Annotated in this window: 10 protein-coding genes; 4 read left to right on the top strand and 6 right to left on the bottom strand. The window is 53.9% G+C overall.

What is annotated here, in order from left to right:
* Nucleotides 1-846 (bottom strand): 4Fe-4S dicluster domain-containing protein (locus KEM39_RS03360; protein WP_211709583.1); only part of this gene is annotated, 846 nt, incomplete at its 3' end.
* Nucleotides 847-1401: 555 nt separating this feature from the next.
* Here KEM39_RS03360 and tkt point away from each other — a divergent pair.
* Nucleotides 1402-3381, top strand: coding sequence for a transketolase (gene tkt / locus KEM39_RS03355; RefSeq protein ID WP_211709582.1), 1980 nt, complete (start codon nucleotides 1402-1404; stop codon nucleotides 3379-3381).
* 148 nt (nucleotides 3382-3529) lie between these two features.
* Nucleotides 3530-4918, top strand: coding sequence for a class II fumarate hydratase (gene fumC / locus KEM39_RS03350; RefSeq protein ID WP_118997239.1), 1389 nt, complete (start codon nucleotides 3530-3532; stop codon nucleotides 4916-4918).
* A gap of 64 nt (nucleotides 4919-4982) precedes the next feature.
* On the opposite strand, the gene KEM39_RS03345 is transcribed toward fumC, so the two are convergent.
* The 5 genes from KEM39_RS03345 to KEM39_RS03325 form a co-directional block, all read right to left on the bottom strand.
* Nucleotides 4983-5906 (bottom strand): DMT family transporter, encoded by a 924-nt coding sequence (locus KEM39_RS03345; protein ID WP_118997240.1) that lies wholly within the window; start codon nucleotides 5904-5906, stop codon nucleotides 4983-4985.
* A gap of 371 nt (nucleotides 5907-6277) precedes the next feature.
* Entirely contained in the window at nucleotides 6278-6802 is a 525-nt protein-coding gene (gene ssb, locus KEM39_RS03340) for a single-stranded DNA-binding protein (RefSeq protein WP_118997241.1), read from the bottom strand.
* Nucleotides 6803-6805: 3 nt separating this feature from the next.
* Nucleotides 6806-8188: an MFS transporter gene (locus KEM39_RS03335; protein ID WP_118997317.1), complete on the bottom strand. Its 1383-nt coding sequence runs from the start codon at nucleotides 8186-8188 to the stop codon at nucleotides 6806-6808.
* Between the two features lie 107 nt (nucleotides 8189-8295).
* Entirely contained in the window at nucleotides 8296-8916 is a 621-nt protein-coding gene (locus tag KEM39_RS03330; protein ID WP_118997242.1) for a lytic transglycosylase domain-containing protein, read from the bottom strand.
* Between the two features lie 206 nt (nucleotides 8917-9122).
* Nucleotides 9123-9491 (bottom strand): transcriptional regulator, encoded by a 369-nt coding sequence (locus KEM39_RS03325; RefSeq protein WP_118997243.1) that lies wholly within the window; start codon nucleotides 9489-9491, stop codon nucleotides 9123-9125.
* Nucleotides 9492-9681: 190 nt separating this feature from the next.
* Between KEM39_RS03325 and KEM39_RS03320 the strand changes: the two genes are divergently transcribed.
* Nucleotides 9682-10719: a factor H binding protein domain-containing protein gene (locus tag KEM39_RS03320; protein WP_249182584.1), complete on the top strand. Its 1038-nt coding sequence runs from the start codon at nucleotides 9682-9684 to the stop codon at nucleotides 10717-10719.
* Between the two features lie 113 nt (nucleotides 10720-10832).
* Nucleotides 10833-12500 (top strand): porin family protein, encoded by a 1668-nt coding sequence (locus tag KEM39_RS03315; protein ID WP_118997244.1) that lies wholly within the window; start codon nucleotides 10833-10835, stop codon nucleotides 12498-12500.
* Nucleotides 12501-12611: the final 111 nt, after the last annotated feature.

The raw sequence follows: 12611 nt of genomic DNA, 5'->3' as shown, positions 1-12611 counted from the left end.
CCCCGCCTCTTCCTTGTTAACCGTTTTCTTGCGGGCTCCGCGCGGTTCGCCGCGTTCCGCGTCATAAGAAACAATCAGCGTGTCCTTGTCGAACATCGCGCTTTGGAAACGTGCGTACGGGCACATATGCAGGCATACTTTTTCGCGCATGATGTGGGCGAAGAAGAAGGTCATAAAGCCGTAAAACGCTGCGGCAAACATCGCGCCGCCGCCTGCTACTCCGGTGAATAAATCGGGAACGAACTGGCGGATGGGGACAAACCAGCCTGCAAACGTGATGCCCGTCCACGCGCAGACAAGGAAAATCAGCAGGTATTTGGTGGCTTTGATGCGGATTTTGGTGAAATTCCACGGCGATTTTTCCAGTTTCAGCCGTTTGTTTCTATCGCCTTCGACCAGGTTGTCAATCCACAGCATAATTTCGGTGTAAACCGTTTGCGGGCAGGAATAGCCGCACCACAGTCGCCCTGCAATCGTCGTCCACCAAAACAGCCCGAAGGCGCAAATCATCAGCAGCAGGGCAAGGTAAATCAAATCGCCCATCCCCAACGACAATCCGAAAATGAAGAAATGCCGTTCGGGGATATTGAAAACGACAGCCTGCCTGCCGCTCCAGTTGAACCACGGAATCACATAAAACACAAACTGCGTCGCCAATACGGCGGCGATACGCAGTTTGGCAAACCGCCCTTCCGCTTTTTTGGGATGGATGCGTTCGCCTTCGGGATGGATTTGAATCACGCTTGCTCGCGGATCAAACGTTTTTTTCACTTTCGGTGCGGCTTTTGTTTTTTCGGACGGGCTGTGCTCGGGTTCCGGATTACCGGCTTGATTTTCCGTGGTCATGCTACGTTCCTTGATTTTTGATTAATGGTTTGTCCGTCGTGGCTACTGTTTTCTTTTCAGACGGCATTTTGCTTTTTTTGATGTCTTTACGTTTTGATATTTTCAGAAAATATATTTTTCTCAAAATACACTCTTGCTATTGTACAACTTTATGCACTTATTGATACGCAAAAAGATAAATATCCGAACAATACCGCCCCAAATGCACCTCCCCTTCACGGACAAAGCCATATATGCTGAAAACTTCCTTATTTGAATATAATTAAAAAACAACGGGTAAGAAATAAATAGGCAAATGACTGCAAAAAACGTCGATACCCCATCATAAACAAACACTATTTATTTAATAAATAATTTGTAACACTTTGTTTTCAAAAGTATAGAAACACCTTTCACATCCAAGCTGAAACCGATATCCCGATACCCGGAGCATATATCCTTCCGGCACAGCCGTACCGCCCGCTCCTCCTTTTCTTGAAAGCATATACGAATCGGGCGATAATCAACGCCGTCTGACCATCCACTTATCCAAAACACCAGCAAGGAAAATACAAAATGTCTCAACTGGCAAACGCAATCCGCTTCCTCTCGGCCGATGCCGTTCAAAAAGCCAATTCCGGCCACCCCGGCGCGCCTATGGGCATGGCGGAAATGGCAGAAGTATTGTGGACGAAATTCCTGCATCACAATCCCGCCAACCCCAAATTCTACAACCGCGACCGCTTCATCCTCTCCAACGGCCACGCGTCCATGCTGTTGTACAGCCTGCTGCACCTGACCGGCTACAACCTGAGCATTGAAGACCTGAAAAACTTCCGCCAGCTGCACAGCAAAACCCCCGGCCACCCCGAATACGGCTACACCGACGGCGTGGAAACCACGACCGGCCCGTTAGGGCAAGGGATTGCCAACGCGGTGGGTATGGCATTGGCGGAAAAAATCCTTGCCGCCGAGTTTAATAAAGACGGTTTGAACATCGTCGATCACTACACCTACGTCTTCATGGGCGACGGCTGCCTGATGGAAGGCGTATCGCACGAAGCCTGTTCGCTCGCCGGCACTTTAGGCTTGGGCAAACTGATTGTTTTGTATGATGACAACAATATTTCCATCGACGGCAAAGTGGACGGCTGGTTTACCGAAAACATCCCGCAACGCTTTGAAAGCTACGGCTGGCACGTCGTTCCCAACGTAAATGGTCATGACACCGCCGCCATTCAGACGGCCATCGAAGCCGCCCGCGCCGAAACCGGCAAACCGTCCATCATCTGCTGCAAAACCTTAATCGGCAAAGGCAGTGCCAACAAAGAAGGCAGCCACAAAACCCACGGCGCACCTTTGGGCACGGACGAAATCGAAGCCACGCGCAAACATCTGGGCTGGGCTTACCCCGCCTTTGAAATCCCGCAAGAAATTTACGACGCATGGAGCGCGAAAGAGCAAGGTGCGAAATTGGAAGCCGAATGGAACGAACTGTTCGCGCAATACCAAGCCAAATATCCTGCCGAAGCCGCAGAATTCGTGCGCCGCATGGATAAAAAACTGCCGGATAATTTCGATGAATACGTTCAAGCCGCATTGAAAGAAGTGTGCGCAAAAGCCGAAACCATCGCCACCCGCAAAGCCAGCCAAAACAGCATCGAAATCTTGGCAAAAGAGTTGCCTGAATTGGTAGGCGGTTCTGCCGACCTGACCCCGTCCAACCTGACCGACTGGTCAAACAGCGTCTCCGTTACCCGCGACAAAGGCGGCAACTACATCCACTACGGCGTGCGCGAGTTCGGCATGGGCGCCATCATGAACGGCCTTACCCTGCACGGCGGCGTGAAACCCTTTGGCGCGACCTTCCTGATGTTCAGCGAATACGAACGCAACGCCTTGCGCATGGCGGCACTGATGAAAATCAACCCCGTGTTCGTGTTCACCCACGATTCCATCGGACTCGGCGAAGACGGCCCGACCCACCAACCCATCGAGCAAACCGCCACCCTGCGCCTGATTCCGAACATGGACGTATGGCGTCCGTGCGATACCGCCGAATCCTTGGTGGCATGGGCAGAAGCGGCAAAAGCCGAAGACCACCCGTCCTGCCTGATTTTCAGCCGTCAAAACCTGAAATTCCAAGCGCGCAACGAACAACAACTGAACGACATCAAACGCGGCGGCTACGTCATCAGCGAAGCCCAAGGCAACGCCCAAGCCGTCATCATTGCCACCGGCTCAGAAGTCGAGCTGGCTTTAGAGGCGCAAAAAGCCCTCGCCGCGCAAAACATCGCCGTACGCGTCGTTTCCATGCCGTCCACCAACGTCTTCGACCGCCAAGACGCCACCTATCAAGCTGCCGTCCTGCCCGAAGGTCTGCCGCGCGTTGCCGTAGAAGCCGGACACGCCGACGGCTGGTACAAATACGTCGGCCTGAACGGCGCAGTCGTCGGCATCAACCGCTTCGGCGAATCCGCCCCTGCCGATCTGCTGTTCAAAGAATTCGGCTTTACCGTGGACAATGTGGTCGATACTGTGAAATCAGTGCTGTAACCCCACACCTAAACAAATGCCGTCTGAAACCAATTAGGGCTTCAGACGGCATTTTTATATTCTCGCTGCCATGATGCTTTCTCATCACATCAATCTCTATTATAATATTTGCGAATCACTCTTATTCACATTTAAAAAGGAGAAACGCATGAACACCCGTACCGAACACGACACCATGGGCAATGTCGAAGTCCCGTCCGAATCCTATTGGGGCGCGCAGACCCAGCGTAGCCGCAACAATTTCAAAATCGGCGGCGAAACCCTGCCGCAGCCGTTGATTTATGCTTTGGCACTGGTGAAAAAAGCCGCAGCCGCGACCAATGTTTCCCTCGGCAGGATTAAGCCCGAACAGGCGGATTTGATTACGCAGGCGGCAGATGATGTGTTGAACGGCAAGCTCGACGGGCAATTCCCCTTAGTGGTTTGGCAGACCGGCTCCGGTACGCAGTCCAATATGAACATGAACGAAGTGCTGGCAAACCGCGCCAACGAAATCGCCGGTACGGGTTTGGCAGCGTATCAGCCCGTCCATCCCAACGACCATGTGAACCACGCGCAATCGACCAACGACGCGTTCCCGACCGCCATCCACGTCGCCGCCGCGATTGAAATCAACCGCCACCTTATTCCGGCGGTAAAAGCCCTGCGCGACACCTTGGACAAAAAAGCCAAAGAATTCGCCCCCATCGTCAAAATCGGCCGTACCCATTTGCAGGACGCAACGCCGCTGACTTTGGGTCAAGAATTTTCTGGCTACGTTTCCCAGCTTGATCACGGTTTAGGCCGTCTGAACGACGCGCTCAAAGGTTTGTACGAACTCGCTTTGGGCGGCACGGCGGTCGGCACGGGCTTAAATAGCCATCCCGAATACGCCAAAAAAGCAGCAGCCAAACTCGCCGAATTGTCCGGCCTGCCGTTTGTCAGCGCGCCGAACAAATTTGAAGCCTTGGGCGGACGCGATGCCGCCGTTGCCGCTTCGGGCGCATTGAAAACGCTGGCGGCAAGCCTGAACAAAATCGCCAACGACATCCGCTGGCTGGCAAGCGGCCCGCGTTGCGGTTTGGGCGAAATCAAAATCCCCGAAAACGAGCCGGGTTCGTCCATCATGCCGGGCAAAGTCAACCCGACCCAATGCGAAGCGATGACCATGGTGTGCTGCCAAGTGTTCGGCAACGACGTTACCATCGGCATGGCAGGCGCGTCGGGCAATTTCGAGCTGAACGTCTATATGCCCGTTATCGCCTACAACCTCTTGCAATCCATCCGCCTGTTGGGCGACGCGTGCAACAGCTTCAACGAACACTGCGCCGCTGGTATCGAACCGGTACCGGAAAAAATCGACTATTTCCTGCACCATTCCCTGATGCTGGTTACTGCGTTAAACCGTAAAATCGGCTACGAAAACGCCGCCAAAGTCGCCAAAACCGCCTACAAAAACGACAAATCGCTGCGCGAAACCGCCGTTGAGTTGGGCTTGTTGACGGGCGAAGAGTTTGATGAGTTGGTCGTTCCTGCCGATATGGTTCATCCGCGCTAATCTTTCCCTCAAATAAAATGCCGTCTGAAACCTCTTTCAGACGGCATTTCCCGTTGCCTGCAAACTAGCGGCGTTTGAACAGCCTGTCCCCCACCGCCGCCGTAACCGCACCCCCGACCACGATCAGTGCGCCGGCATAACCCAAACCGTTCATATCCGGCGCGGCAAAAGTATCAGGCATCACATAATGCCCGAGCAAAGAAAATATTACGGTAAACACGGGGAGCAAGGTTGTTACCACGCTGACTTTGGAAGCCTCCCAATGTTTCAACGCCTCGCCGAACGAGCCGTAACCGATTAAAGTATTCAAGCAGCAATACACAAAACAAACCCACGCCAACGTACCGTCCAAACTTCCGATGTGTGCCGGTTCGGCAAACGGCAGGAACACGGCGGCACTTGCCGCATAAATCAACAGCAGAATCTGTTGCGGACCGAATTGCGCCGACAGCAGCTTTTGCGCCACGGCATAACACACCCAGGCCATACTGCCTGCCGCACACAGCAACACGCCTTGCGCATACGCGCCCAAACCCGACAACTCGCCGAATTTATCGTTAAAAAACATAAGCAAACCGGCAAGCAGCAAAACCAAGCCGATTTTCTGAGCGGCAGTCATCCGGTCTTTAAACACCAACACGCCGACAACAATCATCGTAAACGGCGAAATCTGCCACAAAACCTGCGTCGTGGTCGGCGAAATATAATGCAGCCCTTGGGCAATCAGCACAAAGTTTGCCGAAATGCCCACCACACCGAGCAACAGCAGCCTGAATGACCGCCAAGAAAAATACCGCCGCTTCGGCAGCCGCCCGCCCAATGCCAGCAAAACAAACAATACCGCCGCCGCCACGGTAAAACGCACCCACACCAGCGTCGGCGCATCGACAAATTTCAATACCTGCCGCACGGCAATCGGCAGCGTCCCCCACGTCATCGCCGCCAAAAGTGCCAGCGAGAAGCCTAGGAGCGGCCTTTGGTTTTCCATCCTGATTTTCCTATTTTTAAACAACCGTATTGCCGGACGATGCCGGTTTGCCGCATCGGGCAATAATGGTTCAAGCGTTTGACGTTTGATTCCAAACCTTTGGTTTCAAACACACCGGCTGAAGCTCGACTATTGCTTCGCGCTATTTGAAAACACCGCCTGAATTTTAAAATGCCGTCTGAAAACAGAGGGGACGTTCGGCAGGCATCACTGCCTCAAAACGCCCGAACGGTGCAATCGCAATGTTCCGCCCAACGCAAGGGGCGGCAACAAGCCGGCCCAAATGCAAAAAAGAGAAACCCTGACCCGTAAGGTTTAAGGTTTCTCCGTCCTTTATGATTTCCCTCCGCGAGGATGTCCGACCGTAAAATTCAGAACGGGATGTCGTCGTCAATATCCTCGACCGGGGCGGCGGCAGGCACGGGTTGGCGGCGAGGCGCGGCCGGTGCTTCTTGGGGATGGGACGGCGCGTCGGGAGCGGGCTGCCGGCTTTGCTGCGCGGGGCGTTGGTAAGCCTCCTGACTCTGACCGTAACCTTCCTCGTAAGGCGCGCCGCCGCTGTTTTCATTGCGCCCGCCCAACATTTTCATTTCGTTGGCGATAATATCGTAAGCGGTGCGTTCGATGCCGTCTTTACCTTGGTATTTGCGGCTTTGGATTCTGCCTTCCAAATAAACCAGCCCGCCTTTTTTGAGGTATTGGCCGGCAATTTCCGCCAGTTTGCGGTACATCGTGATGTTGTGCCACTCGGTGCGCTCCACGCGCTGACCGTTGCGGTCGTTCCAAGTTTCGCTGGTGGCGACGCTGAAATTGCAGACGGCTTCGCCGTTGGGCATATAGCGTACTTCGGGATCGCGTCCGAGACGGCCGATAAGGATGACTTTGTTCAATGACATTTTTTAAACTCCTGTGATGATTTTTTCAGCGGCAGCCTGATCGAAACCCTTCTGCAACACTTTGAGATAGACGGTCTGCCCGTCGAAACTGAAACCGATGTCTTCCACACCCTCAAGCTCCGACAAGGCACGGTATAACCCTTCCTGATTGCCCTGCCACACGCCGCCGACAGGGTAACTGAGGTTTTTGACGGGCTTGGGCGCAGGCGATAAAACAGCAATTACCAGCCACAGCAGCATCAATATGCTGCAAAAGGCAAACACGCCGGAAAAGCCGTATTTTTGGAACAACAAGCCGCCTGCCGCACCGCCGGCAAACAGTCCGAGCGACTGCATCGTGTTGTACACGCCCATCGCCGTACCCTTCAGGTCGGACGGCGCGATTTTGGAAACCATAGACGGCAAACTGGCCTCCAACACATTGAAACCGATAAAATAAACAACCAAATAAGCGGTAATCAAGCCTACCGAGCGCATACCGGACAGCAAACCGAGCTGCGCCGCCGCAATACAGACGATACCCAAAACAAAAACCTGTTTGAGCTTGTTGCGCGTCTCGCCGACGATAATCAGCGGAACCATCACCACCAAGCCCGTAATGGTCGAGGGCAGATAGACTTTCCAATGCTGGATTTTTTCCAAACCAAGCTGGGTCATCGCGAAAGGCAGCGCGGTAAACAATGCCATTTGCGCGGCGTGCAGGGCGAAAATGCCGAAATCGAGCGTCAGCAGCCTACGGTTTTTCAAAACCTCGCCTATGCGCGAAGGCTGTGCCTGCGTATCTTCGTGCAGCTTAGAAACCTCCGGGTCGGGAGTCATAAACGCCACCACGCCGATACTGGCAACGGTCAAAATACCGGTCAGCATAAACAGTCCGCGTACGCCCACCGCGTCGGCAATCACAGGGGCAACGACGAGGCTGACCGAAAACGTCAGACCGATACTCAAACCGATCATCGCCATCGCGCGGGTACGCACGCCGTCGCGCGTCAAATCCGCCAGCAGCGCGGTAACCGCCGCACTGACCGCTCCCGCACCCTGTATGGCGCGTGCGGCGACCAGCATGGGCAGCGTATCGGCGGCGGCGGCAAGAAAGCTGCCCGCTGCAAACACAATCAGCCCCGCATAAATGGTTTTCTTGCGCCCGAACTTGTCGGAAGCGATACCCAAAGGCAGTTGCAGCAGAGCCTGCGTCAGCCCGTAAATGCCCATTGCCAGCCCGACCAGCGTTTTGTTGCCTTCCGCGCCGGGCAGCGAAGCGGCATACACCGACAATACGGGCAGCACGAGGAACATACCTAGCATACGCAGCGCGTACACGCCGGAAAGCGTCGTACTGGCGCGCCATTCGTGCGGAAACATTTGGATGCGGTTGTCTCTTGCCATCATATTTTTTCAGACGGCATCAACAGTTGCAATGCCGTCTGAACTTCCAGTGAACAGATTTTCGGATTATACAGGATTCGCCGTATTTCGGTTGCGGCACAATGCGCCTACCACTGCCAACGGTTGCGCCACGCGCCCAAAACGGCGTTCGGATATTTATTGCTGCCGAGGCTGCCGTTAAAACGGGCAAGTGCGCGGACGATGTCGCCTTTTTCAAGGTTGCGGTAATGGCGCAGGATGGTGCAGCCGTAACGCAGGTTGGTGCGGATGTCGAACAGGTTGTGCGCCGGTTTGCCGATGTAGTTTTTCCAAAACGGCATAACCTGCATCAGGCCGCGCGCACCGACACCGCTGATTGCATACTGGCGGAACGCGCTTTCCACCTCAATCAGCCCCAACACAATCTGCGTATCCAAACCGGCCCGGCTGCTTTCGTACTGAATATTGACCAGCAGCCTGCGCCGCTCCTCCTCATCGGGGACAAACCTTGCCAATCGCGCAGACATCGCGGACAACCAACGTTCGCCCTCTTTCGGATTGTCAAACACCAGCCTCGGCGGATTAACGCTGCCGACAGAGCTCCTCATTACGGAAGCCACATCGTCGGCAAGCGTTTCTTCACGTTGCGCGCCGGCTTGTGCCAGCGGGCTGAGCAACAACGCGCCGGCGGCACACAACAGGCGGCGGCGTTGCAGATTGACGGGTAGGGTATCGGTCAGTTTTTTCATAGGGAACGGGGGCGCGTCCGGACGTTTCAGACGGCATTAAATATTCAAACAGACATAATTGCTTCCAACGCGAAAAACCGCGCACAAAATCCAAGCACGGCATATCGCCCTGCCCTTTTCAGGCAAATCTTGATTTTACCGCTCTCAAGAACGCTTGTCCAAACAGGCACAGGCAACACCGCCCGGGCATTTCCCGTTTTCAACGACTATCCGTCGTCCGGATGGTGCAGCAGCACCATCAGCGCCTCACGCTTTTCGGGCGGCAGCAGGCGGAAATATTTCAACAGCAGGGCTTCTTGCGGCGAAGCCGCACCTTCCGTGCCGGAGAGCCTGCCGTGGCGCAGCCATTCCGCGCTGGTATCCAGCCATTTTGCCAGTGTCTCGATTTTATCCGGAGTCGGAATCGACCTGCCGACCAGCCAATGGTGGAATGCCTGCGTACTGACAGGCTGATTGGGATGGCGCAGGTTGAAGCGGTTGGCGAGGCTGGCATTGGACAGCTCGTCCAAACCCGCGAGGCGTATTGCTGTTTTCAAACGTTCGCTGAAATCGGTTTTATCTTGTTCGGTATGCATAATGGCGGATTATGAATAGCCGACTGTTGCCTCCTTTAAACAGAATAATTGATAGCATTAACAATTTAGTTGCCAGCAAAAGTGAATATGGGCATAATGGGAAGCGGTTTACACAACCATAAATTTATTTACTTAATTTCTGAAATTTTGGGGATTTATGATGACTTTGAACAAAGTTTTCGCATTGAGCATGATTGCCTTAAGCTTAGCGGCTTGTAAGACCACTAGGACTTACCACAATTATTACTACAACGGCGCAAGCACCCAAGCAGCAGGCGGCAACTCTGCAACTCAGCCATCCGGCAACGGCGCAACTGCAACGCAACCGTCCGGCAACAGCGGCAACACAGCGACACAGCCGTCCAACAACAACGGCAACACAGCGACACAGCCGTCCAACAACGGCGGCAACACAGCGACACAGCCGTCCAACAACGGCGGCAACTCTGCAACGCAACCGTCCGCTGCCAACGACAATCCTCCCCCGTTTACACTGACAAACAACACACCTGATTTTTCAGTCAGCGTCAGTGGATTGAAACGTGAGGCTGAAGGAGATGTGCGTAAGTTGGCTGCAGAATACGGTGTGGATGATGCAACTGTTTTGAGTTACCGCGTCAGCACTCTGGGTCAAAATGCCAATAGCGGCTCTCTTGATTTGTCTAAAGTACCTTTGAAAGAGCTGACCCGCGCTGATCATACAGAATCTGCACAGGTACGTGCAAAGGGTGAAATTTATACACTGACCCGCAGCGGCGAGTCCCATATCTACCGTCAGAATTATTCTCTGATTGCCGGCATTAAACCGACTTCCTACTCGATTCAAGGGCCTGGAGTGAATGAAACTGAGGCTATCCGTGATGAAGATTATCTGACCATCAAAGGTACGCCGACTAAAACCTTGCCCGCAGCCGGTAAAGCAACTTATTCCGGTGCTGCATTCGACGGAAGAAATCAAGGCGTGTTGAACTACTCCGTCGATTTCGAGGAAAGAACGGGTGAGGGCAACATTACCGGTTTGGGTGAAAAAGTCGTCTTGAACAAGGGTAGCATAACCCATATCGATCATAATAACGAAATTGATGGAAGCCACCTTGAAGGCCACGGTATTAAAGGTTCTTCTAATAAAGGTGATTACGAACTCGGCTTCTTCGGTGCCAATGCCGAAGAAATCGTCGGTACGGTTACTGAAGGTACAAATAGCATCGGCTTTGCCGGCTCCCGTTAACCCCGCCTGATACAAATGCCGTCTGAAACCGGAAACGGTCTTTCAGACGGCATTTCGACCATTTGACTGCGCGGTTTGCCCGTCCGGTCCCTTGCCCTGAAACTGTTTGACTTATGAAAAAATTTGCTTTGCTTCTTTTGTCCGTGCCGGCGGCGGCTGTTGCCGAAACGCCCGTTTTGCCCATACCCGTGTCGAAGCAGGTGTTCGTGGACGGCAAATTCGACGATAGGATAGTGCCTGTCGAAAGGCTTGAAAGGGCTGACGAAACGGAAATTCCGGTTCTGCCGCTTGCTTCCTATGCCCCATCTTTTGACGAACAAATCGACAATGCCTTCCGCCTGTTGCAGCGTGCCGCATCGAAGCGGGCTGCCGCGCCTGTTATTGCGTCTGTCGGCAAGGCAGAAGAGACCGAAATCAAGCCTGTGGCGACACATAAGAAGTTTTCCAACGAGGCGGCTTTCGGTACGGGTGCGTCCGTGCCGTCTGAAACCCTTGCAGTCGGGGAAGCCGCCGAAGCCGTTTCAGACGGCAATGCCTCTCTTGCGGGTTTGGAAGAACAGATCAACCGCGCCGTCGTCGCCCGCGATTGGGACACGCTGCAAACGCTGCTGGAAAGCTATCGCGCCCTGCCGGATTTCAATCCGGTTCTGCACGATTACGCGCTGGGCGGTTTGCGCCGCAGCCAGTTGCGCCATAACGAGGCGGTGGCTTTGTATCGCGGCATTTTGGCGCAACAGCCCGATTTGGCGTATCCGCGTTTCGATTTGGGCGTAATGCTGTTTGAAAACAAACAGTACCGCGAGGCGAAGGCGGAATTGGAGCGGGCGAAACCCGATTTGCAGCCGCCGATGCGGCAGCTTGCCGACCGCTATCTTGCCGCCATAGACAAGGCTCAAGGCTGGAAGCCCAATGTGTCGCTGCAATACGAGCAAACGGACAATGTGAACAACGCTTCGTCCGAAAAAACGATTGAATTTGCAGGAAAAAGCTGGACGAAAACCGCCGACAGCCTGCCGCAAAAGGCACACGGTTTGCGCTACGGCTTGGGCGTGTCGCGCGAAATCAATGCGGGCGGGCATCATTTCCTCTACGGCGACATCAGCGGCGGCGGCGTGCACTATTGGGATAACAAAGATTTCAGCGAACAGAGCCTGCGCCTGTCGCTCGGCTATAAAAACCGTTCAGTAACGCGCTCGTTCGGCATCGTGCCGTTTATCGAGCAAAACCTCTTAGGCGGCAGCCGATACAATTTCGTCGGCGGCTTCAATGCCGATTTCTCCCAACGCTTGAGCGAACGCTGGCGGCTGACACTAAACGCGGGCAATATGTGGAAGCGTTATCAGGAAGACCGCACAGCCGCCCGATACGACAGCCATATGCCGCTGGCGGGTGCGACGCTAATGTATTCCGCTCCGAAAGACTGGCTGCTTTACGGCGGTGCGGACTGGTCGCACGACATGACGAAAGAGGCGGAACAGGCTTCCGTCCGCAAGGGTTTGCGTGTCGGCGCGGTCAAAACGTTCGACGGCGGCTTGGGTCTGCGGGCAAACCTGCGCTATACACGCAGGACGTTTGACGCACCCGGGACCATTGTGTACCGCTTCCCGCGTAAAGACCACGAATATCAGGCAAACCTGTCGTTGTGGCACGACAAAATCTCTTGGAAGGGATTTACGCCGCAACTCAATTTCCGCTATCTGAAAATCGACAGCAATATGAAAAGTTTTTACACACGCAAAAACACGCAGATTTTCATGAGCGTGGAAAAGGATTTCAAATAAGCGCAAAAAATGCCGTCTGAACGTTTTTCAGACGGCATTTTTTGCTGTCGGAAACATACCGGCGGCAACATCTGTGAGCGTAATCAAAAACAGCCGCATCATTAATTTTTG

The organism is Neisseria sp. Marseille-Q1983 (assembly GCF_018224585.1).
GTDB lineage: Bacteria > Pseudomonadota > Gammaproteobacteria > Burkholderiales > Neisseriaceae > Neisseria > Neisseria polysaccharea.
This window is presented reverse-complemented; position numbering and strand designations above follow the sequence as displayed.